The organism is Maribacter cobaltidurans, from assembly GCF_002269385.1.
Taxonomy (GTDB): Bacteria; Bacteroidota; Bacteroidia; order Flavobacteriales; family Flavobacteriaceae; genus Maribacter; species Maribacter cobaltidurans.
On record NZ_CP022957.1, the window covers coordinates 734,665 to 760,230 of the forward strand.

A 25,566-nucleotide genomic window follows, 5' to 3' on the forward strand; every position below is an offset into this window, starting at 1 on the left:
GAAATTTATGATACCGCAATGCTTTTAAATCCGTCAAAGGTAGGTTTTTTTATGTATTGTTAATGTAAATGACCGACCAAAATTGGCCGGTCATTTAACTTTTTACGAATACTACTCTTCCAAAATTAGTAATAACTCAACTTGAAAACGAAGGTAAAGGCAATTTTCATATCTTGAGATTAATGAAAAAACTAAAAGATTAATGAAAGGTTAAATACGTTAACCAAATAATAAGAGTTAACAAAAACCTTAATAACGGTTGAATAGCTTTAGTAAGTAGTTCATTGTAACTTATGCGGCCCTTTATCTATATATGAATTTAAAAGATATTTCCATTGATTTCCTTAATGGCGAAAATAGAGTTGTTAGACTCTAAAAACGGCAGTTAAAAAGACCGAGATAAGAATTCAGGGTAGTGTCCTGAAAATCGTTCGTTTTAAAATACTATCTACGATTACCTATTTAAATCGAAGTCATTGAACCTAGGAATTTTTAGGTTTGGGACATCTCATTTTTTTTGATGCCAAATTTAAAAGCCGGTTTTACCGGCTTTTAAATTTCATTAAGGGATTTGGGTTGTCACTTAAGAAGTTTTGGGAAATAGATTTAGATTAATCTTCTAAAAGGTCAATCTGTGCTTTAATGGCATTACGAATGCTCTGGGCCAAATCATTATTTCCATCTGGGTCAGAAGGACTGATTTCAATTGTTCCATCGGCATTACCATCAGAAGCTTGGGATAAATCCACCCCTACCGTGCTGTCAAAAACCAGGCTTAAGTCAAAATCGATCACGATACTTTCTGGGGTAGAAGAAATCGCAATATCAAAGGTCGGATCTTCGAAATCCACTTCTACCTCATCTTCAAAATCGTGCCAAAAGATAAAAGGAGTTCCTTGTATCGTACCTTGGATAAGTACGGATTTTCCGAACAGATCGCTGGTAGCATCAGTACTTGTGTCGAACTTGAATTCCAGTTCCTCAAAATTGCGCATGGGTAGGGAAACGTTCAGGAAACCGATCTGTCCGGCCATCAAATCAAGTTCAAAAGGACCGGCAAGTTCGATATCATCCTCGAAATCATAATAGCCGTCATCGTCCCATTGCTCGTTATCATCGGCCTCATAGTCATCTCCCGAATCTTCAAGATCGAATTCCAACTCAAATTCTTTAAGGTTCATTCGAAAATCAGTGACCACTACATCATTATTGGTGGTCTTGGCCGTAAGGGATTTCCCAGTAGGACTATTGAAAGAGCTTTTCGCGCTAACACTCAGCGTACCTGGACCATTGGGGGAATCTTCTTTAGAACAGCCAACAAGTGTCATAACCGATAGGAAAAAGACGAACTTGAAATAATTTAAATCTACTAATTGTGAATTTTTCATGTTAAATGATTTGGGGTTTATTTGGTATAAACAACTCAACGCTCCTATACCCTACCTTACATAACGACAAAAATTTATAAAATTGTGCGAAATTGATTTTAATAATCTGTAATTGAGGCCTTTCGAATTCTCATATAAATATGGAATGTAGAGTATAGTACAATGTTTTGATGTTTCGCAAGAATCATTACCTAATAATTAGGTAGGTATTGATGGCTGAAAGAATTCATAGGTATAATATCAAGTGTTCCCTGAAATACAGTGAGGGGGTGGATGTCATCACAGGAGTAATCATTATAGAAAAAACAATGACCAAAACAATTGAAGACTTATTAAAAAGACCCGGAGAAATAAAAATTCGAATTAACCATTATCTATTGGTCACAAGTTTAGGGTCTTTAACAGCGCTTTAATCAATAAAAGTGACTACGGAAGGTAAACTGACCTTATTATAAGAAAATTTCTTGGGAAATGAAGGTCAGGTTAAACCTCAATATCAATTTTCCTCCTGTTGTTATGGGGATTCACAAAACGGCCATTTTTTCGTACCATTTCTAAAATGTAAAATACCTTTTTAGTGGAGGTCCTGTTCGTGGTCTCTTTTATTAGTTTCGTTAGTTGACCTTTTACGGGACTCAAACTGTTTGTAAAATTCAAAATATTACAACCCTAACGTTCTACTAGTCAGAGATGCGTATTCTATTTAAATGCAGTTTGATTAGTTACTGCACTTTCCTTTAAAATAAAAAGATGGTGAATGGTAGATATCACAAACAATTACTGTTATCTCTCATAATTTTTAGTACCGGAATGCATCGTTAGTATTCTAAGGGTTGAAGCATATCTGGCCTCAATTTTTAATTATGTACAGCTACAAATCTGTTTGGGTTATTAAAAAGTGACCTATTCGGTGAGTATAAAAACTAAGAGCTATTTAAACCCCTATGCATAGGCGTTTCAAGAGAAAGGTTCTAGACCCTCCGGCTCCACTAAAGTCAAAATTTTAGAATCAAATGCGAAAGCGAGCAAATGAATAAGCTCGCTTTTTCATTTTGTGAGATTAGCATTTGCAATCCATAGGATTGAAATTTTGATTCTCAATTACGGTAAGGAGGTCAAGGCTTTAGCCAATCCTCCGGCTCCACGACACTTGGAAAACCATGCCATTTGGTGTGGTTTTTTTGTTTCGGGAAGTGGCAAAACCCTGTTTTGCAAACGGACCAAAACGAAAAACCGGAAGCGACAGTTTTGAGGTTTCCCATTTGCTACAACGGTAAGGAGGGAACACCACCGGTAATCCTCCGGCTCCACTTCAAAATATCAGTCCATAATTTATTTTAATAATGTATTCCTATCCAACATGTAGCCGTGCTTTGGTAATCATAATCGAGTAAGCCTTAAACAACTACTTGGAGAAAATGAACATTATCATTGAAATTTGTTAGGGAATGAAGGCATTTGTTTTCAAAAATTTTATCCAGATTACCTAAGAAATTAACAAGAGTGAGTTCCTATTTCATATATCCAAGTCAAAAAAACTACAACACGGTCATTCCCATAAACTATTAAAAATCAATCAACAAGATTAACCGAGGGATACTATAACCTACTTCACTACTTAGAATTTGATAAGAACAATGTAATTTTTCAAAGAAAAATATATGATTTACAATAAGCTTAATTCGAGTAACCAAAAAGGTTCGAGGCTTATGTAAAATGATGGGTACCGGGTTAAAGAGTCAAATAAACTTAGTACCTTAAACCGGGTAAATTAAACTTTATTTTTCTTCATGTATGCGACCCAAACAAAACGCTAAAGCTCGAATTTTACTGCTATTATCATTCTTAAGCTTATTAGGTTGTACAAATCCACTTAGCCCAGAATATCAATTTGTTGAAGGTATCATATATATTGATGGTTTTGTAGGCACCACCGAGGGTTCTTCTTATGTCAACATTACGGAATCCGATGTAGCACTTTATTACAGGAACATTTTTGTGAGTGGTGCCAATGTCTCTTTTGTCAATGAAGTCACTGGTGAAAAAATAGCATTATTTGAAGAGGATTTTAAGTATGTTCCAGAGGATATTAATTTTAAGGGAGCGGTTGGAGAAAAATGGTATTTGGAGGCTACGCTACCCAATGGAAAAACCTATGTGTCCGACGTTGAGACCATCAATCCCTCTGTACCCATTAAAGACTTAAGTTTTAAGTACGAAGATAGACTGGAGTTTATTGAAGATTATGATGCCTATGTTCCGGGACACAAAGTTTTGATAAGCTTTGATGATCCTGAAAATCAAGATAATTTCTATTACTGGCGCTATAAAACCTACGATCGTCCGAGTTTTTGTAAAATCTGTTATAGAGGTAGGTTTAGAAATGAAAATTGCATCCCAGATGAAAACGTAGAATATTATACCTATTTATGCGAAACTGATGACTGCTGGCAAATAGATTATGGAAGTAAAATCTATATCTTTTCAGATAAGTTGTCCAACGGAACTTCTACCTCATCTTTACCAGTGGCCGATATTCTGTTGACCAGAAAAACCAAAGTTCTGGTAGAAATAGAGCAATTTTCGTTAACCCTGAAAGCTTATGAATATTACCGGGCTATCAAGGATTTAGTAGATAATAACGGAGGGTTCAATGCACCTTTACCTGCAGCACTGATTGGAAATATACGTAATCCCGGAGACCCCGATGAATATGTCCTCGGAAGGTTTACCGCCGCTTCGGCATTTACAAAATCCATCATGATTGATCGTACTACCGTTGAAGAATCTGCCATAGAGAACCCAATTATGCCCAGACCGGAGCCACCACCTTCCTCACCTGGACCTAGTTATTTGTATGCCCCATGTATTGAAAGCAGATACAAAACGCCAATAGAACCAGAAGGATGGATGGACTAATAGAGGGAAAGATGAAGCAAGAACGAATCTGGATTGTAGCACTTATCTTGTTGACATGTGTCGTAAACGTTATGTCTGCACAAGAACATACATTATCCTTTCAAATATTGGACGACCTTACAAATGAACCCATCGAGAATGCACAGATAAGTTTAAGACCTTGCTCCTGTGGAGGCGTTACCGATATTAAAGGGGAATTTAAAATAACACTACCCCAAGATACGTATGTCGCCATGGTTTCCTTTATTGGTTTTAAAACCTTAGAAAGGGAAATTTTTCTCGATCAAGACCAAACTTTACGACTGAGCCTCGGTGAAGAACAGCAGCAACTTTCGGAAGTTGTACTGACCGCTAAACGCGTAAGTGACCGTTTGGAAACATCGCAGATGGGAGCGGTTAAGTTGACTACGCTCGAACTTAAAAAAATGCCCGCAGTTTTAGGGGAGGTAGATGTTTTGAGAAGTATGACCTTATTGCCCGGTGTCAACAATGCCGGTGAAGTAAGCAACGGAATTTCTGTTAGAGGTGGTTCTTTGGACCAAAACCTACTGTTGTATGATTATGCCCCTGTTTTTAACCCTACTCACTTATTTGGTTTGTTTTCGGTATTTACGCCGGAAGCTATTGCTTCTACAGATCTCTATCGTGCCAATATTCCTGCACGCTACGGTGGAAGAACAACCTCTGTCCTAGACGTGAAAGTTAGAAACCCTTATGTGGACAAGTTTAAGTTAAGTGGTGGTATCGGTTTGGTTTCCAGTAGACTTTCTTTGGAAACACCCATTATTAAAGACAAACTGTTTTTATATGCAGGAACCAGGGCCGGGTTTACCGATTTTTTGTTGCCTATCGTTTCCAAACGTTTGGAAAAAACAAAAGCCCGGTTTTATGACCACACCATCAAATTACTATTCCTGCCCACAGATAAAGACCAAATCTCCTTCACCAATTTTTATAGCAAAGACTTTTACCAACTCGATCTCATTGCACAAGTTGAAAATGTGAATGCCGAAAGTAATCAGTACGATTTTAAAACCTTCAATAACACACTTCAATGGACGCATTCTTTCAAGGATGATTCCAGTTTAAGAACTGTTTTTCTACTCAGTAATTACACTCCTAAAACATTGTTTCCTGAAAGAGATAACAACAATGTCATAGAATATGAATCCCAAATAAATTTCGCCAGCATTTTTTCGGAATATGAGAAAAGAATAAATGAAAGGCTAAATTACTATGCTGGCATACAGGGCAATCGATACAAAATAAAACCTGGCCAACTGGATCCAGGTACGGCGCAAAGTGTTCTCCCCGTTTCTTTGGATGAGGAAACCAGCTATGAATTTTCTGCATACACGAATTTTAACTGGAACCCGATTGAACCGCTAACAGTATCCGGAGGCTTGCGGGTTACCAACTTCAGCTTTGTGGGTCCGTATACCTCCGCTACCTTTGATGAGAGTACGGGGGAGATTACTGGCATTACGGAATTTGACAAGGGAGAAAAGGTTGAAAGCTATAACGTTTTGGAGCCTCGTTTGGGACTCAATTTAAAATTGGGAAAAAACACTTCGGTAAAAGCCAGTTATGCTCGCCTAAACCAATACTTACAGAATATCTACAATTCCACCACTCCCCTACCTACTTCCCGATGGAAAACTTCGGATACGAACATAGCACCGCAAAAAAGTGATAGTTATAGTATTGGAATCTATCAGGATATTCTGAACAACAGGGTAGAACTTGGTTTGGAAACCTATTATAGAAAAAGTGAAAACAATTTAACCTATAAGCCAGGAGCCGATTTCTTTTTAGAGGAATTTTTAGAACAAGATGTTGTACAAGCCAAGGGCGAAGCCTATGGCATGGAATTCAGTTTAAGAAAGCCAAAGGGTAAAATCAATGGATGGCTCAATTATACTTGGTCCAGAAGCTTTCTAAAGACAGAAAGCGAAAGATTAGCAGACCGGGTCAACAATAACGAATGGTACCCTTCAGATTTTGATAGACCCCATGTTTTTAATAGCACCGTTAATTTTGAGGGAGACCAGTACAACACCTTAAGCTTTAACTTTACAGCACAAACTGGTCGTCCCTATACCACTGCAAATGGTTATTTTGATATAGAAGGCATTGATGTTCCCATATTTTTGGAGCGCAATAATGTCCGGTTAAAAACATACCACCGCCTTGATCTTTCCTGGAGGGTCAAATATGGTAAGAAATTGGACCGACGTTGGATTGGGGACTGGACCTTTACCATTTACAATGTCTACGCCAGAAAGAACCAGTACAACCTGTATTATACACAACGGAATGGAGATGCCAATACCAATATATTTCGTGGAAGCCCTTTGGGTTCTTATGAACTTACAATTATGAATAGCCCCCTGTTTTCCCTGACTTACAATTTTGTATTTGATTGATTGTAGATACGCTACAGGAAACCGATAAAGTAAGCTATCAGTAACAGCAAATAGCACTCTCGCTTTCTTGTTATGACTTTCATTGTTAGACTGAAAATAAAGTTGAATTTCTATTCCTTAATTATAAAAATTGTGGCCTATTGAAATTTTAAGAGATAGGCTTTTGCATCCTTAAAAATCCTTAATCCAGTTAAATTTTTCTTTTATTATTCCCTGTTTTTTTTCAGCTAAATAGTCTAGAAAAGCCACGGCTGCCGGTGAAAGATTTTTTGATTTTAACCAAATCAGGTTCCAATTGGTTATAATAGGTAAACCTTTTACAGGTATGATTTTTACATCCTTATTCTTTATGGCATTTTTTATACCTATTAATGGCATGATAGAGCAGCCTAAACCTGAAATAACGGCTTGCTTTACTGCTTCATTGGAAGTGAGCTCCATCGTTTTATTCACCGAAAAATTATTGCTTTCTATAAAAGATTCCATGGCATTTCTTGTGGCGGAACCGGGCTCTCTATAAATTAAGGGAACTTTCTCAAAAAGACTTCTTTTGGTTGGTGTTTTGGGGAATTTTCTATTGTAACTACTTACATAGAACAATTTATTTGGCATAAGCTCTACCGCATTCACATTTAGCTTATCCGGTAATACAGATACCAAGGCAAAACCCACCTCATTCCTTTCCAAGCTTCGTACTACTTTTGTTTTATTGGTTACATCCATGATTAGGTCCACACCGGGGTTTTCCCTCATAAAATCGGACATAAAAAAGGGCATTACATATTTTCCTGTAGAAACAACCGATATTTTTAATCGACCGGAAAGTCTTCCTTGAAAAGCTATGGTCCTGTAATTGATCTCTTGAACCTGATTCAAGATTTTCTCTGCCGCTTGGGCTATTTCCTGCCCAAAATCCGTTACAAAAAGTCTTCTTCCCACTACCTCCGTTAAGGGAATCGGAAACTGATCTTGAAAATTTTTTAACTGAATAGAGACCGCAGGCTGTGTTAAGTGCAAGTCTTCAGAAGCCTTTGTAATGCTCTGTAATTCTGAGATTTTTAAGAATATTTGGAGTTGGTGCAAAGTGTAATTCATAAAATATTTTAATGTATATCATTATAAATATAAATAAAATTAAATGAAAAATATATCTAAACTTTGCATCCGAATCCTAAAAAAATAAAGAAATGGAAACTCAAGAACTGCCCAAAACAAAAGAACAACAAAAAACAATTCAATTAGTAGACGGAACTTTTACGCCTAGCGAAGCCTCCGATGTAATTACCGCCCTTATCGATGAAAAAATCAACTTTCATAAAATTCAACGGCTACAGGTTTGGGAAGGGAATCACCGTAGCAACACAAAGGGTCTGGACAATAGAATTCAAGAATTGATGAGAGAGAAACAGTTGGCCAAAAACATTATCAAAGAAGCTCGTTCAAAGGGGCGTAATATCATTATCAACGGCACTTTGAGCTTAGAGTTTGTGAACTAACCAATAGCATTTTATCAGGCTTTTGAGAAAAAACTAAAACAACAAATTAATTCTTCAAAAAATAAAACATGTTAAAAAACAAACAATACGCGCCACTATTTTTAGGTGCACTGGCCATGTTACTTTTTATTACAATGTCTTACCTAAACAAGTCCATATTCTTAGAACAGATTTTAATCTGCAGTTTTATAATAGGCTTGACAACAGTGGTCAATCTACTGGGACGCACAAAAAAGATGCAAAGGGAAACAAAGCATACAACAAAAGATCATTAAACACTTTAAAATGTCAACAATTTTAATCGACTTTATAAAAGATAAGTCCGGGGAATCCAAATTAGTGCAGATAACGGCAATCATCCCAATAATATTCTGGATTATGTTCGCTACTAATCTGGTTTTTATCCTCTCCGTTTATCCTAATATCCCAGATTGGCATTGGGGAGATTTACTTAGATTGAATGGATTAAGCACTCTTTTGGTTACCACTGTTTCTTTCTTTAGTGCCATAATTTCCACCTACGCCGTATCCTATTTTAAAGAGCGTGGACAAAGGTCGGACTTCATGTTGTTATGTCTAGCTTTCACACTTTCCGTACAACTTTTCATTGTATCGGAGCATATCCTTTTACTAATATTAGGTTGGTTGCTCATGGGCCTGACCATGTCCCGCCTTATAGGTTTTCATACGGCTTGGGGCGAGGCTAATGAATCCAGAAAACTATCGGCAAAGTATTTTTTGACGGGCAGTTTCCTCCTCAGTTTGGGGCTTTTAATACCCGCAGCCTATAACAATAGTATTACCCTAAGTACCTGGACAGATACCATTGGGCAAACTCCCAGATACATCCTTCTTTTTTCTGCACTTTGTATCATTACGGCCGCTTTGATACAATCGGCAATCTTTCCATTTCACAAGTGGTTGCTATCATCCATGACCGCACCTACCCCGGCATCTGCCCTAATGCATGCCGGATTTGTGAACGGATCTGGAATTATACTAACGCTTTTGGCCCCAATTATTATTGCCTCCAACACCTTGGATGTTCTTTTGATCATTGGCGGACTTACAGCAATTGCCGCACAGTTTACCAAGCTCATTCAAGTCAATGTTAAACAGCGACTGGCGTGTTCCACTATAGCCCAGATGGGTTTCATGATCATGCAATGCGGTCTTGGTTTTTTCAATGCTGCGATCACTCATCTTATTCTACATGGTTTTTATAAAGCTTCCCTTTTTCTCTCCAGCGGGGAGGAAGTGGAAAAATTAAATCCAAAGGCACCACCGGCCATTCGTATTAAATGGTATCAGGGGTTCATTGTCCTAGTATTTAGTCTTATGGGGGCGTTTCTTTTCTCCAGACTAACGGGTAAGGGTATGGATTGGGACAGCGGCATTTTTTTGACGCTGATTGCAGCTATTACCGTTGGGCAGATGACCTATAATCTTGTAAAGCAAAATCCGTTGAACGGACTGCAAAAAATAGTAATTCCACCGGTGCTTTTTATCTCCGGAATAGCTATATATGCTCTTTTCTATAGCATAGTGACCACGTTGATGACTGGCATGGAAATCATAGCCTTACCAATGGCAATTTCGCCTTTACAAATCATCTTTGGAATAATCTTCTTAACCGGATTTTTTATCATGAAACTGGGCGTCTATAGAAAGATTCCATGGCTTTACGTGAAACTCTTGAGCCTCTCCCAGCCCTCTAAAAAAACATTTTTAACATACAAGCATTAAGACCATGAATCAATTGGACATTGACATCCTCATAGATAAAGCATCTGAATATGTTGGCAACACTTGGCCCCTTTATTCATTTGTGACCTCAAATCCCCTTAACGGATTTGAAAAAGAGCATTTTTTCCAGGCAACACAACATGCCAGCACCCTTTTAGGTGCAGACATGTTTCCAAAAGCGGACGTTTATAAAAATGCTTTAAAAAGTGGAGCCATAGACGCTTTGGAAATACAAAAAATATTACAAGAAAAGGGGTATTCCCAGTCCCCAGAGTATTATTTGGAATTAATGTCAAAGCAGGCATCCACAAGAACCGAAAATTCTGAACATAGACTCGATCAATATATGGTCAAATGGCTTTCCTCCTTTATGGACGAAGGTCTGGCTGAATGGCAAATGCCCTACAAGTCGTACGGGTTTTATACGGCCTGGAGAAAACTGGCCACATTTGATGAAAGTCTCGGCCCCGTGCGCATAACCATGATTCCCAAAACCAGCGATGAAGCCCTTGAAATGGTTTTGAACGGACTTTCCGACGAGGAAATCATGAAAGCCTTTGAACACCATTTAGTGGCCCTACCGGGCTGGACAGGTTACACTAAACATAGGGTGAAAAACCTACCCACTTGGCAGCGAGAAGCCCCTATAACACTTAAGGACTATTTGGCCATAAGGCTCTGGGCAAATAAAAAACTGGGAGGTTCCCTTATAACAAATGAGGTAAGAATAGATTCTAAAAATACCATTTCGGAATTGTCATATTTATGGCTCTTGGCTTGGGAAAAAAGTTGGCAAAAACAACTTCTACAAACCCTTAAAAATTCGTCCATTGAGACTTCTGCACCCTCGGAATTTGATACCGATGCACAAATGGTATTTTGTATCGATACACGATCAGAACTTATCCGTAGACACGTTGAAAACCATGGAAACTACGAAACCTTTGGTTATGCAGGTTTTTTTGGTATCGCAATGGACTATCAAAACCCGAAAAGCGGACTTTCCCAAAAGGCCTGTCCCCCAATTTTAGATTCCAGCTACGTTGTTTCCGAAAAAGCCAAAACAGAGAAAAAAGGTTCCAAAAAAAGCTTTGACCATAAAAACGAAGTAAGGAATTTTTGGAACTATTTCCTTAAGCGAATGAAAAATATGTTGCCTTCCACCTTTGGTTTTGTTGAGGGATCTGGATTCTTCTACGGCGTCAATCTAACCTTAAGGACACTTTTTTCAAAAAGCGTATATCGATGGAAAAACAAAGAACTAAATGCCTATGAAGCGGTCTGTACACCCGAAATAAAACATACGGACAACAACGATTCGGTAAATACTTCAATTCCTTTAGCGGAAAAAGTAAACATTGTTAAATCGGCTTTCGCTCTAATGGGATGGAAGAATTTTGCACCGCTAGTGATCTTTGTGGGACACGGAAGCCATTCCGCCAACAACCCATTTGGTTCTAGTTTGGACTGTGGCGCCTGTGCCGCTACCCCGGGAAGGCACAATGCAAGGATGTTGGCCAAGCTTGCCAATGACAGTGAGGTAAGAAAATCGCTTATTGAGGAACATGACATAAAGATTCCTGAAACGACCCTTTTTGTGGGGGCGGAACATAATACCACTACGGATGAAATAGTACTTTTTGATTCAGATACGCCAAAGTCACACCAAAAGTCTTTGGCCAATCTCAAGATAAATTTTAAAAAGGCGCAAGTTTCGGCCACACAAGAAAGACTCGGGCATAAAACGAATAGTGTTTCATTGGCTCAATTAAAAGCGAGCAATTGGGGGGAAACCCGCCCGGAATGGGGACTTGCCAAAAATGCCAGTTTTATCATCGGTCCAAGAAAAATGACTCAGAATCACAATTTGGAAGGACGCTGTTTTTTACATTCCTATGATTGGAATACCGATCAGGATGGAAAATCATTGGAAGCTATTATGCAAGGTCCCATGGTAGTGACCCAATGGATCAACAACCATTATTATTTCTCTACGGTAGATAACGATGCCTTTGGAGCAGGAACCAAGACCACACACAATGTTACAGGGAAGTTTGGTGTGGTGCAGGGTAATGGTGGTGACCTTAAGCGTGGTCTTCCCTGGGAATCCCTTTATGAAGAAAAGGACAACCCATATCACCCGCCGTTAAGGCTGACCGTGGTCATTAACGCTCCACGAAAAAGAGTGAACAAAATTTTACATCGAAACGAATCGTTAAAATCCCTGATTACGAATGAATGGCTCCACCTCATCATCATGGATCCGGAAACCAAATCCGAGACCTTATGGGCACCAAGTCAACTTGCTTCCATTAAAGAAAAATATAAAGAGACCCATAAATCTTTGACAAGCAATACATATGAAGAAGTAAGTGTTTAACCAATGGGCCAGTATCTTTAGTTTTTGTTTTAGCATCACTAAAAACATATGACATCCACTTTTAAAAGCCATCGAAACGGTGGCTTTTTTTATTGGAAAACTTTCTAAACTAATTGTTTGAAATGGAATCCAAATGATTTGGCATTGTAAAACAATGTATTTTGCTATATTCGGAATTAAGAATAAAAAAATGGCAACCACTAAATCTTGGTTACGCACCCTAATAGAACTCCTGGAAGTATTTTTCAACAGCTCCCGAAGCCTAAATCGGAAACGGACTTGGAACCAACATGTAGTTCCCTACGAAAATGCTTGGGCCGTTCGCCGCGAAGGAAATAAGCGTATTACCAGCAAGCATAGAAAACAGAGTACGGCCTTAGAAAAAGCCAAAAAATTGGCCCGAAAATATAATGCGGACGTCATCATTCACCGGGAAAATGGGGAAATTCGTGACAGAATAAGTTATTCAAAACAAGACACTTAATCAAACACATCCTTCTGACATCTATTTAGGTGGAGTATTCACGGTGCTTTTTACAGGCAACCTTTAACTCATTTCATCCCACTGCCGTAAATCATTCATTTTTAAGTTTTTGTTAATACACAAATTCCTGTAAAAGGGTTATTTTATGGCGTATGCCACAGATACTCCAACCAGCTATCCGCACATTCCTAAAAATCACACCCTTTAAGCAACCCAGCAATAAAGGAAAAACCATTGCATATTTTCTATTTTCCTTACTTATTTTTTTAGGCTGTTCTCCGAAGTATACCAACGTCTCCCTTCCTATTGAAAATGTCCAAGAATTTTCACCTGCCGGCAACATGGCCTTAGAGGAAAAATGGTGGACTGCCTTTGAAGATGAACAATTGAACATATTAATTGATAGTGCCCTCCGTTCCAATATGAATCTTGCGGCCGTATGGGAACAGTTTATGGCATCCAAAGCCGTAGTGCGTAGACAGGCCTCCAATAAATGGCCACAGATAGACGCTTCGGCACAGACAGCACGTAATTTCCCGGAACCGGATTTTGTAGGTGGTGAAAACACCCAGTTAGGACTTTCTACTTCCTACGAGGTGGATTTATGGGGTAGGATCCGTACCGCCGTGCAGGCCGAAAAACTTCGGGCGGAGGCCACATTATTTGATTACAGAACGGCGGCCATTACCTTGTCCGCCCAAATTGCTTCCACATGGTATCAATTGGTGGCCGCAAAAAAGCAATTGCAGATTACGGAAGAGCAGATAGCCGTAAATGAGGATATCATCAAATTGATACGCTCCAGATTTGTAGGGGGTCAAATTAGGGCCGTGGATATCTTACGGCAAGCACAATTATTGGAAAGCACTAAGGAACAACGGATAATTTTCAGAACCAATGTGAAACTTTTAGAAAATCAACTCGCCGTACTTCTAGGCAGGCAGCCGCAAGAAGGCCTTCAATTGGAGTCCAAACCCCTGCCTACGCTCAACCAACTGCCCAAAACGGGACTACCCTTGGAGTTGGTAAGAAGAAGACCGGACATACAACGTTCCTATGCACTGTTATTGGCGGCGGATCGGGATATGGCCTCATCGGTAAAAAATAAATATCCAAGACTCTCCCTGAGTGCCAGAGGTCAGCTACGTTCCAATAATTTTGACAACCTTTTTAAGAATTGGGCCTACTCCATCGCCGGTAATTTGTTGGCCCCATTATTTTATGGAGGACGGTTAAGTGCCGAGGTAGACAGAACCGAAGCCATTAAACGCCAACGACTTTATGAATACGGTCAGGCCACCCTTATAGCTTTCCAAGAAGTGGAAAACGGGGTTACGAGAGACATCATGCAAAAAGAGCGTTTGGAAAATATTGAAAGGCAGCTGGAATTAGCCGAAAAAAGTAACAAACAATTGCGCGTGGAGTTTCTAAATGGTTTCAGTCCATACTTGGACGTGCTCCTTGGTTTGAATTCTGAACAACAGCTAAGAAGGGATTATTTGGACGCACAATTACAACAAATTCAGATTCGGATAGATTTATACCGTGCCTTGGCGGGCGGTTTTGAAACGTATCGGGAAATTGACATGGAAAAAACTAGATAAATATGACCAATAAAAAAATACTGTGGATTTGCTTGGGAATTTTAGTGGCCGGTGTAGCCGTGACCATCCTCATTTTTTCCACCGAACCTGAGGCCAAAACGGAAGGTGCCACTGTAGAAACTGCCATGTTGGTGGATGTAACGGAAGTGGAACAGGGCACCTTTGAACCGGTAATCGTGGCCACAGGCACCGTACAACCTGTAGAGGATGTACAATTGAGTTCCTTGGTATCCGGTCAAATCATTAGAAGGGACCAAGCATTTACTCCTGGGGGATATGTAAAAAAGAATCAGGTTTTGCTTCAGATAGATCCATCGGATTATGAAAATACCCTGGCACTCCGTAAAAGTGAATTGTTACAGTCCCAAACTACGCTCGATACCGAAATGGGCCGGCAACAAATCGCTTCCCAAGACCTTCAGCTTATCGTGGACGATTCCTTGTTTGGCAGCAATCCTTTATCGGACGAAGAACGACAGCTCGTACTTAGAAAACCACAATTAAACGCGGTAAAAGCTACAATTGAAGCTGCCAAGGCTTCGGTAAAACAGGCCCAACTCAATCTCGAAAGAACAACGATAAGGGCGCCTTTTGACGCACATATTCTTACCCAAAATGTTTCCAAGGGATCACAGGTTTCGCAGGGCGATAACTTGGGCAGAATCGTAGGAACGGATTATTACTGGGTCGTCGCCACGGTTCCCGTATCCAAACTGCAATGGTTGAAATTCCCAAAAAACAGTTCCGACCAAGGATCTACAGTACGAATAGAAAATCCCACTACCTGGCCTAAGGGAACCTATAGGGAAGGTTTTTTAGACCGCCAAATTGGTGCACTGGACGGGCAGACCAGATTGGCCCGTGTATTGGTACGTGTGGAGGATCCGCTAGGTCAAAAAACAAGTTCTGAAACTAAACCTATGTTGATCATAGGTTCCTTTGTGGATGTTTTCATCAACGCCAACCCTGTTAAAAATGTAGTACGGATAGATAAAGGTCTAGTTCGCAGTAGTGAGACCGTTTGGGTGATGAAGGATGACAAGTTGGAAATTCGAGAAGTGGATATCGCCCTGACGGATGACCAATATGCCTATATATCAAACGGATTACAAACTGGCGACAAAGTGGTCACAACAGATTTGAGCACGGTAAGTAACGGTATTGGCTTACGTACCGAAGGAACAAAAACGGAGAATACATCAGAATAAAAATCCATGGAAGAAAAAGAAAAGGCCCAAAAAAATAGCCCAAGAAAGGAAGGTGCCATCGCCTATATGGCCCGAAATTCCATTGCTACAAATTTATTGATGTTATTGTTGTTGTGTGGTGGAATCTTTACGATGTACACCATTCAAAAGGAAGTTTTCCCGGAATTCCAATTGGATTTCGTAGAGGTATCCGTTGCCTACCCGGGCGCGTCCCCGGCAGAGGTAGAACAGGGAATTTTGCAACCTGTGGAAGAAGCTGTTCGAGGCGTCAATGGGATAAAGGAAATTGTGTCCGAAGCACGTGAGGGATCGGGACAAGTTACCATTGAATTGGTGGCAGGCACCGAAAGAATGAGGGCCTTTCAGGATATTGACCAGGCCATCAACAGAATACGGACCTTCCCCGATGACATTGAGGAACCCGAAGTAGCCCTCCAAAACCGCCAGAGGGATGTAATTCAAATTGGGCTGTTCGGAAATGCGGATATCTGGACGCTAAGACAGCTTGCGGAACGATTACGGACCATTTTACTGAACAATCCAGAAATTACCCAGGTGGAACTAGGTAACGTTCCAGAATATGAAACCCGGATAGAAGTACCGCGTAAAAACCTGCAAAAGTATAATCTTACCTTGGGCCAAATCGCGGATATCATCAGACAAAGCAGTAGCGATGTTCCCGCTGGAGCGGTACAAACACAAAGTGGGGAAATTCTACTGCGTATGCAGGAAAGGAAACAATGGGCCGAAGAGTTCGGCAACATTACTATCGTTTCTTCCAGTGATGGTGCCAAGTTACTTCTTAGGGACATCGCGACGATTACGGACGGTTTTGAGGAAATCGGTTTTCATGGTCAGTTCAACCAAGAAAATTACGTGGAACTTCGAATCTTTAGAATTGGTGATCAATCCCCATTGAAAATTGCAGAGGAAGTACAAGGTATCTTGGATGATTTCCAATTACCACCCGGCATAAAATATAGAACGGATAGCAACAGGGCGGCGGATTATGAAGAGCGACTTTCCCTATTGACCGAGAATGGGGTGCTTGCCATCTTGATCGTATTGGTCATATTAACCCTATTTTTGGAATACAGACTGGCATTCTGGGTCATGATGGGCATGACGGTCTCCTTTATCGGGGGAATGATCTTACTGCCATTGATAGGAATCAGCGTAAATATGATATCTATGTTCGGATTTTTGGTAGTTCTAGGTATTGTGGTGGATGATGCCATTGTGGTTGGTGAAAACGTGTACGAGTACAGGCAAAAGGGTCTTAGCCCCATTAAAGCTGCCATTGAAGGTACCAAGGATGTCTCGTTACCGGTTACGTTTAGTATTGTAACCACCATTATTGCTTTTGTACCCCTGCTTTTTATGCCCGGGGAAACCGGCAAATTTTGGCAGCCCTTACCAGCTGTGGTCATCGTAATACTTTCTGTATCCTTGATAGAGGCACTATTTATACTTCCCTCCCACTTGGCTCACTTAAAAAAGGAAAAGAACAAAAATAAATGGGTCCGAAAATTGGAAGGTTGGCAAGGGGCTTTTGCCAAAGGCTTTGATAACTTCATCGAAAAAAGATACAGGCCTATTCTGGACAAATGCCTTCAATACAGATATATCACACTTTGTGCGGCCGTTACGTTATTATTGATCGTTGGCGGATATGGTTATAGTGGCCACATGGGCATGATAATGATGCCAGAAGTTGCCGCTGATGAAATTGAATGCGGGGTGAGGCTTCCCGTAGGAACGACACCGGACCAGGCCGCAAAAGTTGCGAATGAAATTTCCGATGCCACACAACGTATGTTCGAAGAACATAATCTTTACGAAGTTGCGGAAGGTATAAAAACCAACGTAAGGGGACAAAACTTTATTGATGTAGAAATCGTCATGTTGCCGCCGGACCAACGTGATATCACCGCAGGGGAAATGATTGCCCTTTGGCGTGATAATATAGGGGACATTCAAGGCGTAGACCAAATTACGTTTGAGGCGGAGCGTGGGCCCGGAGGCGCCAGACAGGCAATAAGTGTGGATTTGAGCCATTCGGACATCGATGTGTTAGAGCGTGCGAGTGCTTCTTTCGTGGAGCGAATGAAGGCCTTTTCCAATACACGCGATGTTACCGATAATTACAATAAGGGGAAATTACAATATGATTTTAAACTTCTACCGCAAGGAAGAAACCTCGGCCTAACTTCAGATGAAATTGGTCGGCAAGTTCGCGACGGCTTCTTTGGGGCATTGGCCATGCGCCAACTAAGGGGCATGAACGAGATAGAGGTTCGGGTAAAACTACCGCTAGAAGAGCGCAAGGACATTAAAAATCTGCAAGACTTTCTTATTCGCACTTCGGACGGGATTGAAGTTCCCTTAATGGATGTGGTGGAAGTTGAGCAGCGCGAGGCATTTACGAGTATAAACAGAAGGGATGGTAGAAGGGTCGTCAATGTAGGGATGGACGTGGAGCCTGCCAATTCCGTTAGTAGGGTGTTGGCCTCCATGCAAGAAGAGGTCCTGCCCCAACTCAGAAGTGATTTCCCGGGCACCACCTGGACCTTTGAAGGTAGCCAGGCAGATATGCGGGAAAGTACCAATACGTTAAAGGCCGGATTTTCCATTGCCATGTTATTGATATACGCACTCTTGGCCATAGCTTTTAGTAGTTACACCCAACCATTGATCGTGATGACGGCCATTCCGTTCGGAATCGTGGGTGCTGTTATAGGTCATATTTTATTAGGGTACGACCTCTCCTTGGTCAGTCTCATGGGGGTTATAGCCCTTTCAGGTGTAGTTGTAAACGATTCCCTTATTATGATAGACTATGCAAATAAACGCCGATTGGCAGGAGACTCCATATATGAATCCATTCATGAAGCCGGACTTCGCAGGTTCAGGCCCATTATCCTAACAACGATGACCACGTTTGGCGGATTGGCACCAATAATTCTTGAGACTTCCAGTCAGGCATTTTATTTAATACCCATGGCCATTTCGTTAGGTTTCGGAATCATTTTTGCCACCACGATCATCCTAGTGATCGTACCTTGTCTTTATTTGGTTCTGGAAGACATAAAACTTATGCGTAAAAAAGGTAGTACGGTGAAACGGGTCGATGTTCTTGAGGCGTAGCTAAGGCTCTCCTCTCTAAACGTTAAGCGTCATAAAAATTGCTTTTTGAATTACTAAAATTCAGCAAGTTCCAATACATTGAATCAAAACAAAAGAAGACACCATGGACAAGGAAGAATTATTAGGTAAGGAATTAAGCAATCTCTATGCTATTTCAAAACAAGTAAACCATTATTTCAACGATAGTGATATCAGTTTTTTGAGCGAACGAAGAAAGGTGATTCTGGAGGATTACCTAAAAATAAGTTGTAAGAATGAAGTGGAAATAGCCGAAACACTTCGGCATATCAATGTAAACCCTGGCAACACCACGGATTCCATCGTAAACGAAATAACGGAAAACCTACAGGAGATAATCTCTCATAACGGGTTTAAAAAAGATTCAAAGCAACTAAGTTACATGATGTCATTGAATCGTTTGATCAGTTATCACGTTGCGAACATTGAAAACATAGGCTTTTTGCTCAATGAGGTGGAGCTAAAAAATGCCTCTTAAATCTTGATTGAATTAAACAACTCCTTTTACAAGTAAGCCAAAATATTTTCTCAGATCGAAATGTCAATGGGAAGCAATTTTGGCTTGGGCATTTCCCTTTACTTTAATAACTTTTCTAAAATGATTGGTACGCCTCGTACCCTTGAAATTTTGGTTTTAGAGAATATTTAGAACACCTTCCTTCTGTGTCTCAATATTTTGAAGAATCAGATTCTATCCTGCAATTTTTAGCGAAGGATGGTCTACCGAAATTTAGTCCGCGACACGAGGTCCGCAATTTGAGTTATATAAACCATCCGCCTTGCCATTCTTTATATTCAAAAAGTATCCTTTATCCAATTATAAGGTTTTCTTTTTACCCAATTTCCCCGTGTAAAATCAGGGAAATCCTGGGGCTCCCCATTATTGGCTATGGACTGTTCGGATAACGGGGTAATAGCACTCCATGCCGCCGCGTCATAGGCATTCATAGGTGGAGCTATGTTTTCTTTGGCAGATTCAACAAAAGAATTGATAACAAAAAAGTCCATTCCACCATGTCCAGCACCAGTGGCATACTCTCCATATTTTTGCCATAAAGGATGGTCATATTTTTTTAACCACTCATCTGCAGAATCCCAACGATGCGGTTCGGAATGACCTTCTATATATATTCTGTTACCATCCACTTCCCATAGTCCATTGGCACCTTGTACCCGAAATCCCAAGGAATAGGGTCTTGGAAGGTTGCAGTCATGCGTCACGATAATGGTTTCTCCATTAGACGTATCTATAGTGGACGTAATTACGTCTCCCTGTTTCCATTTTAGTTTGGCATTGGGATGATCTTCCCCACCCTTATCCACAATGTAGTTATGTAATCCTATTCCCTTTGTGGCATGTGAAGTTAAGGATACAAACCTATTACCCCTATTAATGTCGCACATCACCGCAATAGGGCCCACACCATGGGTGGGATACACATCGGCATTTCTCAAAAGGGAATGCTGGGTACGCCATTTCGCCTCAGAAATACCCTTCTCGCCAAATTCTACACCTTCACCGTAGGGTTCTTTTCCATCGTTAAATTTCACACCTCTTAAATCGTGTTGATAACCACATCTAAAGTGTACCAATTCCCCAAAGACATTTTGCCGGACCATATTTAAAACCGCCAAGATATCCCTGCGATAGTTTACATTTTCCAGAATCATCATATGGGTTCCGGTCCGTTCATGGGTATTCACCAAATCCCAACACTCCTCCATAGTATTTGCCGCGGATACTTCCAAACCGGCATATTTACCCGCCTCCATGGCATCCTTTGCCATACGGGTATGCCACAACCATGGGGTAGCAATAATTACGGCATCCACCTCTTTAAGTTCCAAAAGGTTTCTATAGTCCAAATCGTCCTTTCCAAAAACTTGGGGCTTGGAATCCCCTTTTTCAGAAATCATATCCAAAGCAATTTTTATTCGGGCTTGATCGATATCACAAATTGCGGTCACTGATACATCATCTCGTTGCAATACGTTCCTAAGATGGTTGGTACCCCTAAGGCCTACCCCTATCATCCCAACCCGTAGCTTTTGGGTGGAAAAATTCATTCCCATGGAGAATTGAGGCCAAATGGCTGCTCCAGAGGCCGCTAAAGTGGTGGATTTAATAAAGTGTCTTCTAGATTTTGATTTCATTTGGATGAGGTTTTTTTAATTAGAATCGGCCATGATTTGGGACCTTAGTCCGGCATCGACCTGAATAGGATATGCTTCCTTTGCCCCAACGGACAAAAGAGCTTCTACAATATTATTTTCAGTTCCAGGTTCCGTAAGAACAACAATACTGCCTCCCCCACCGGAACCTACAATTTTTGCCCCATAGGCACCTTGCTGCATTACCGTATCTATCATAGCATCAATTTTAGGAACCGTAATTTTTAGCTTGTCCCTTAATATGGTGTGATGGACAGTCATCAACCTACCAATTTCTTCTAAATTTAAAACGGTTTTTTGAAATTCCACCAAAGCCAATTGGGTAATTTCATGATTTTCAATGGCGGCCGTAAAATAGGGTATTAACTCAGTTGGCAAAAAAGGTTTATATTTTTCGACTTCAGATACAGTTGCCTTAGCAATATCAAAATCCTTAAACCTTTTTGAAATAATACTTATGGCTTCTTCGGCATTGCCCTTCACCCTTCCCAATAGCCCCACGGTTTCTTTGGGAACACCGGAAACCCCGGTAACCATTCCGTCCAATTTCGTAGTTAAAGCATCGCATTTGAAAGGTGCTTTGGTATCTATTTTGACCACACCTCCCACTGCGATACTAAAATGGTCCATCATTCCACCCGGTTCCTTATGTTCAAGTATCTCGGCCTTGTAACCTAACTCCGCCAGAAACTCTGGGGTAACATTACTTTTTACGCCAAAAGCCTCTACCAAAAAAAGATCCAGGCCAAAAGAACTGCCGAAGAACTGGAGTTCCCTGAATTGATCGGAATATTACCTGAAATAGTAACATCGTACCCCTTATAGGGAAGGCATCCTTCTCTTTTTAAGACCCGTAGGGCAGAACCAAAATAATCCCTGGCCTCTAATCTTGCAAAGTCTTCAGAAATATGAATATCCCTAAACGTGTTGATATCGTTCATCTTAATTCTGAACACTTCCTCATCATTGGGAATTGCCGTTAAACGAATGCATCTATCTATGGCACAGGCAATAACCGGTAGACCCAAGTAATCCTGATGATCTCCAAACAAACAAGTTCTGCCCGGAGCAATTATTTTTATTTCCTTATTTACCAATAATCAAATCTTTAGAACCTAAATACTATATTGAAAAACTCTTCACACTAACCTATAGGCGTTTCCTTTCACATTTCAATGATACAAAAATTGTGTTCGAACACGAATATATTATCCTAGGAATAAATGGGTTGTTTTAAAAATAGAATACCTAAAAATAATTCTTACTAGTTTTAAATCAGTTAGTTGTGGTTTGTCCTTAAATACCTGTTGTTAAAAACCTGTTGATTAAAACTAGGTCTGTGATATTAATATTTAATTATATTTGATAACCGACCGTCTATACCGATGATTAAGAACATTAAAACCATGTTCAGTAACATGAACGACACCACTCGCGAAGCAGCGCTGGCTTGTCTTTGCAATGAGTTTAAGCTGGACGACAAAAGGTTTATCAAAAAAAATTGGATGATAGGTGGTAGAATTCCCGAAGAATATCAGGAAAGAACTGTGGTAATATTTCAAAATCTACTTAGGGAACAAGCCAATAAATTGAGAGAGATTCAAGTGAATCTTTAATTACGTTTTCCTCAACAATCAAGAACCCTTCTAAAACCTATCCGTTAATTTTTAAAAAAGTAAACAGTTACTAAATTAACTTGAACCACCAACTCAAAAATTGTCCTGAGCAGTTGTACTCGGACAAGAGCATTAAGTAGAAAAATACAACACACAAATAAAAGTACAGAATATCAGACCCGATCTTAACCACCTTTAGAAACTTTCCCGAAAAAAAGGTACCTATAAAAGTTATTAACAATCATTATTAATAACTTTATGTGTGCATTTCATCGAAAAAATTGCTCTTTTAATCGTTAAAATAAATTCAAAATCTATTTTTGGCCGACCCAATTAACCAAAGATTCATTTTTAGTGTTCATTTAAATGAAAATAAGCCTTTTCAAGTTCCCTAGTCTAGCTTTACTTGCTTTTTTTCTTCTTGTAATTTCAACTTCTTGCAACAAGGAAACCGATCTGGTCTCTGAATTTGTCATTAATGACAATACTACCAATGTTATAGAACAAGATAACAGCGGTCGACTAGCTGATATTGAGGAGTCTCAAATTCCAAATTAATTCCAAAACCCCATGTATAGGTCTACCAATAATCATTTGACGACCTTCATTTTCCATTCTTTGTAATACCTTAGTGGGAAACATTTATTTATGTCCTCCCCTTTTAAAAGAAATATATCCCTCATCGGTGATATCAATTTTACTGGAATAGAGCTTACGGACTCAAAGAATTTTGCTGCAGGACTTCCTGCCATTAAAGTGGCACTACAACATACATTCAAGGAAATGGGTGCCTTGGAGGCCTTATCTACCTTGTCGCACATGAACCAAAAGAATGGGTTCGACTGTGCGGGATGTGCTTGGCCCGATCCAGAAAAACCGTCCAAACTTGGGGAATATTGTGAAAACGGCGCCAAAGCGTTAGCGGAGGAAGCCACATACAAAAAAGTAGATGCCGATTTTTTCAAAAAATATAGCGTAGAAGAAATTTCTACGTGGTCCGATTTTAAGATAGGTAAGAGCGGAAGATTGACACGTCCGATGCTATTAAAGGAAGGTTCATTGCATTATGAGCCCATTGAGTGGAACGAAGCGTTTTCCCTGATTGCCGAACAGCTTAAAACAATGGAATCTCCAGACGAAGCCATTTTTTATACTTCCGGCAGATCGAGCAACGAGGCAGCCTTCCTGTACGGACTATTCGTTAGAGCTTATGGCACCAATAACATGCCAGACTGCTCAAACATGTGCCATGAAAGTAGCGGTGTCGCCCTATCAGAAACCTTGGGTATAGGAAAAGGGTCTGTAAAACTGGAGGATTTTGACGAGGCGGAGGTAATTATGGTCATCGGTCAAAACCCAGGCACCAACCATCCAAGGATGTTGTCCGCATTGGAAAAGTGTAAAAATAACGGCGGAAAAATAATAAGTATCAACCCCTTGGAGGAAGCGGGGTTGATTCGGTTTAAAGACCCTCAATCCTTTTCTGGCATCACAAAAGGCACCTCCTTGACAGATATACATCTTCAGGTAAAAATAAATGAAGATGTGGCTTTGCTCAAACTGATTATGAAAAGGTTGATACAATTGGAAAAAACCGGTAAAAAGGTGTTGGACCATCAATTTATCAGCACTTATACTGATGGGTTCGAGGATTTCCAGAAAGACTTGGAACGGTATACGGAAAATGAACTTTTGGAACGTTGCGGCGTACGCCAGGAGGCCATAGACAAAACTGTTGCCCTACTATCGGAAAAAAATAAAATTATTATTTGTTGGGCCATGGGCCTCACCCAGCACAAAAATGGAGTGGACAATATTAAGGAATGTGTTAATTTATTACTGCTTAAGGGTAGTCTGGGGAAACCGGGTGCTGGTACTTGTCCGGTAAGAGGTCACAGCAATGTTCAAGGTGATCGCACTGTAGGTATAATGCACCATGTGTCCGAAGAACTGAACGAGACCATTAAAAGTGTCTTTGACTTTACTCCTCCCAACAAAGAAGGTATGGATACGGTAAAGGCGCTAGAGGCCATGCATGAAGGAAGGGCAAAAGTATTTATGGGGCTCGGAGGCAATTTTGTTTCCGCCGTATCGGACACTAGGTATGCGGCAGAAGCCCTTCAAAATTGTTCCTTGACCGTGCAAATCAGTACCAAATTGAATCGAAGTCATTTAATCACGGGAAAAACAGCCTTGATTCTCCCAACTTTGGGTAGGTCAGAGAAGGATGAAAGTCATGGCAAAGACCGATTCCTGACCGTTGAAAATAGTATGGGCAAGGTACACCGTACCAAAGGAGTCCTTAAACCAAAATCGGAACATCTAAAAAGCGAACCAGAAATAATAGGAGGTATCGCCAACGCCTATTTTAAAAATGACCATCCTGTTTCCTGGAAAGAACTGGGTAATGATTATGACCTCATCAGACAAAAAATGTCCGAAACCCTAAAAGGTTTTGAATCGGTACAGAAAGCCTCCAAAGGAACCGGTTACTACTTGCCCAACAATGTTAGAAACCTGGATTTCAGCAAACTGGAAAACGGCAAAGCTCAATTCAGCACTTGTAAATTGGCCGAACATAGCGTAAAACAAGATGAATTTATTTTGATGACCATTCGCTCCCATGATCAGTTCAATACAACTATATACGGACTCAACGACCGTTACAGGGGCATCAAAAACGAAAGGCGCGTACTTTTTATGAACCAAAGGGATATGGATACATTCAATTACAAGACCTTAGATGTCGTAGACCTTGTAAGCAATTATGATAATATTGAACGGCGGGCCAAACGGTTTTTGATTATCCCCTATAACATTCCGCAGGGCAATCTGGCGGCCTACTTTCCAGAAGCCAATATGATCGTTCCCCATAATCACTATGCCGAAAAAAGTAATACACCCATTAGCAAATCCATTATTGTTCATTTGGAAAGAGGTGCATAACCTAATTTCCTTCCCA

General features: G+C 40.3%; 17 protein-coding genes. 12 read left to right on the forward strand and 5 right to left on the reverse strand.

What is annotated here, in order from left to right:
* Positions 1-611: 611 nt before the first annotated feature.
* Positions 612-1,388, reverse strand: a complete 777-nt coding sequence (locus CJ263_RS03170) for a hypothetical protein (RefSeq protein ID WP_094995934.1) — start codon at positions 1,386-1,388, stop codon at positions 612-614.
* A 1,794-nt stretch (positions 1,389-3,182) separates the two neighbouring features.
* Between CJ263_RS03170 and CJ263_RS03175 the strand changes: the two genes are divergently transcribed.
* Positions 3,183-4,307, forward strand: coding sequence for a DUF4249 domain-containing protein (locus CJ263_RS03175; RefSeq protein ID WP_094995935.1), 1,125 nt, complete (start codon positions 3,183-3,185; stop codon positions 4,305-4,307).
* The gene (locus CJ263_RS03180) at positions 4,295-6,733 is read left to right on the forward strand and encodes a TonB-dependent receptor (protein WP_094995936.1); all 2,439 of its coding nucleotides are present in this window, start codon (positions 4,295-4,297) and stop codon (positions 6,731-6,733) included. Before CJ263_RS03175 ends, CJ263_RS03180 begins: the two co-directional genes overlap by 13 nt.
* Before the next feature lie 171 nt (positions 6,734-6,904).
* Here CJ263_RS03180 and CJ263_RS03185 read toward each other — a convergent pair whose 3' ends face one another.
* Positions 6,905-7,828: a LysR family transcriptional regulator gene (locus CJ263_RS03185; RefSeq protein ID WP_094995937.1), complete on the reverse strand. Its 924-nt coding sequence runs from the start codon at positions 7,826-7,828 to the stop codon at positions 6,905-6,907.
* 92 nt (positions 7,829-7,920) lie between these two features.
* On the opposite strand from CJ263_RS03185, the gene CJ263_RS03190 reads away from it, so the two are divergent.
* From CJ263_RS03190 to CJ263_RS03225, 8 genes are all read left to right on the forward strand, one after another.
* Complete coding sequence (locus CJ263_RS03190) at positions 7,921-8,229, forward strand: hypothetical protein (protein ID WP_094995938.1); 309 nt, start codon at positions 7,921-7,923, stop codon at positions 8,227-8,229.
* Positions 8,230-8,514: 285 nt separating this feature from the next.
* Positions 8,515-9,975 (forward strand): proton-conducting transporter transmembrane domain-containing protein, encoded by a 1,461-nt coding sequence (locus tag CJ263_RS03195; RefSeq protein WP_094995939.1) that lies wholly within the window; start codon positions 8,515-8,517, stop codon positions 9,973-9,975.
* A gap of 4 nt (positions 9,976-9,979) precedes the next feature.
* Positions 9,980-12,355, forward strand: a complete 2,376-nt coding sequence (locus tag CJ263_RS03200; RefSeq protein WP_094995940.1) for a DUF2309 domain-containing protein — start codon at positions 9,980-9,982, stop codon at positions 12,353-12,355.
* A 190-nt stretch (positions 12,356-12,545) separates the two neighbouring features.
* Positions 12,546-12,839, forward strand: coding sequence for a DUF2188 domain-containing protein (locus CJ263_RS03205; protein ID WP_094999086.1), 294 nt, complete (start codon positions 12,546-12,548; stop codon positions 12,837-12,839).
* Between the two features lie 152 nt (positions 12,840-12,991).
* Positions 12,992-14,443, forward strand: coding sequence for an efflux transporter outer membrane subunit (locus CJ263_RS03210; RefSeq protein ID WP_094995941.1), 1,452 nt, complete (start codon positions 12,992-12,994; stop codon positions 14,441-14,443).
* A 2-nt stretch (positions 14,444-14,445) separates the two neighbouring features.
* Positions 14,446-15,651, forward strand: a complete 1,206-nt coding sequence (locus CJ263_RS03215) for an efflux RND transporter periplasmic adaptor subunit (RefSeq protein WP_094995942.1) — start codon at positions 14,446-14,448, stop codon at positions 15,649-15,651.
* Positions 15,652-15,657: 6 nt separating this feature from the next.
* The gene (locus CJ263_RS03220; RefSeq protein WP_094995943.1) at positions 15,658-18,798 is read left to right on the forward strand and encodes an efflux RND transporter permease subunit; all 3,141 of its coding nucleotides are present in this window, start codon (positions 15,658-15,660) and stop codon (positions 18,796-18,798) included.
* 103 nt (positions 18,799-18,901) lie between these two features.
* The gene (locus tag CJ263_RS03225) at positions 18,902-19,294 is read left to right on the forward strand and encodes a hypothetical protein (protein ID WP_094995944.1); all 393 of its coding nucleotides are present in this window, start codon (positions 18,902-18,904) and stop codon (positions 19,292-19,294) included.
* Between the two features lie 317 nt (positions 19,295-19,611).
* Here CJ263_RS03225 and CJ263_RS03230 read toward each other — a convergent pair whose 3' ends face one another.
* From CJ263_RS03230 to CJ263_RS21215, 3 genes are read right to left on the reverse strand one after another with little or no spacing between them, the layout of a single operon-like run.
* A complete protein-coding gene (locus CJ263_RS03230; protein WP_094995945.1) occupies positions 19,612-20,970 on the reverse strand; it encodes a Gfo/Idh/MocA family protein in 1,359 nt (452 codons plus the stop codon).
* A gap of 15 nt (positions 20,971-20,985) precedes the next feature.
* Positions 20,986-21,720, reverse strand: coding sequence for a hypothetical protein (locus CJ263_RS03235; protein ID WP_229702335.1), 735 nt, complete (start codon positions 21,718-21,720; stop codon positions 20,986-20,988).
* Positions 21,714-22,085, reverse strand: coding sequence for a galactokinase family protein (locus tag CJ263_RS21215; protein ID WP_229702334.1), 372 nt, complete (start codon positions 22,083-22,085; stop codon positions 21,714-21,716). The genes CJ263_RS03235 and CJ263_RS21215 overlap by 7 nt, the downstream gene beginning before the upstream one ends.
* A 321-nt stretch (positions 22,086-22,406) precedes the next feature.
* On the opposite strand from CJ263_RS21215, the gene CJ263_RS03240 reads away from it, so the two are divergent.
* Positions 22,407-22,604, forward strand: coding sequence for a hypothetical protein (locus CJ263_RS03240; RefSeq protein WP_233726888.1), 198 nt, complete (start codon positions 22,407-22,409; stop codon positions 22,602-22,604).
* Positions 22,605-23,252: 648 nt separating this feature from the next.
* Positions 23,253-25,550, forward strand: a complete 2,298-nt coding sequence (locus tag CJ263_RS03250) for an FdhF/YdeP family oxidoreductase (RefSeq protein WP_094995948.1) — start codon at positions 23,253-23,255, stop codon at positions 25,548-25,550.
* The last annotated feature ends 16 nt before the right edge of the window (positions 25,551-25,566 follow it).

Bases quoted from the DNA above. Each gene is read 5' to 3' on its own strand.
- CJ263_RS03170 (WP_094995934.1), bottom strand. From the start codon at position 1,388: ATGAAAAATTCACAATTAGTAGATTTAAATTATTTCAAGTTCGTCTTT.
- CJ263_RS03175 (WP_094995935.1), top strand. From the start codon at position 3,183: ATGCGACCCAAACAAAACGCTAAAGCTCGAATTTTACTGCTATTATCA.
- CJ263_RS03180 (WP_094995936.1), top strand. From the start codon at position 4,295: ATGGATGGACTAATAGAGGGAAAGATGAAGCAAGAACGAATCTGGATT.
- CJ263_RS03185 (WP_094995937.1), bottom strand. From the start codon at position 7,828: ATGAATTACACTTTGCACCAACTCCAAATATTCTTAAAAATCTCAGAA.
- CJ263_RS03190 (WP_094995938.1), top strand. From the start codon at position 7,921: ATGGAAACTCAAGAACTGCCCAAAACAAAAGAACAACAAAAAACAATT.
- CJ263_RS03195 (WP_094995939.1), top strand. From the start codon at position 8,515: ATGTCAACAATTTTAATCGACTTTATAAAAGATAAGTCCGGGGAATCC.
- CJ263_RS03200 (WP_094995940.1), top strand. From the start codon at position 9,980: ATGAATCAATTGGACATTGACATCCTCATAGATAAAGCATCTGAATAT.
- CJ263_RS03205 (WP_094999086.1), top strand. From the start codon at position 12,546: ATGGCAACCACTAAATCTTGGTTACGCACCCTAATAGAACTCCTGGAA.
- CJ263_RS03210 (WP_094995941.1), top strand. From the start codon at position 12,992: ATGCCACAGATACTCCAACCAGCTATCCGCACATTCCTAAAAATCACA.
- CJ263_RS03215 (WP_094995942.1), top strand. From the start codon at position 14,446: ATGACCAATAAAAAAATACTGTGGATTTGCTTGGGAATTTTAGTGGCC.
- CJ263_RS03220 (WP_094995943.1), top strand. From the start codon at position 15,658: ATGGAAGAAAAAGAAAAGGCCCAAAAAAATAGCCCAAGAAAGGAAGGT.
- CJ263_RS03225 (WP_094995944.1), top strand. From the start codon at position 18,902: ATGGACAAGGAAGAATTATTAGGTAAGGAATTAAGCAATCTCTATGCT.
- CJ263_RS03230 (WP_094995945.1), bottom strand. From the start codon at position 20,970: ATGAAATCAAAATCTAGAAGACACTTTATTAAATCCACCACTTTAGCG.
- CJ263_RS03240 (WP_233726888.1), top strand. From the start codon at position 22,407: ATGAACGACACCACTCGCGAAGCAGCGCTGGCTTGTCTTTGCAATGAG.
- CJ263_RS03250 (WP_094995948.1), top strand. From the start codon at position 23,253: ATGTCCTCCCCTTTTAAAAGAAATATATCCCTCATCGGTGATATCAAT.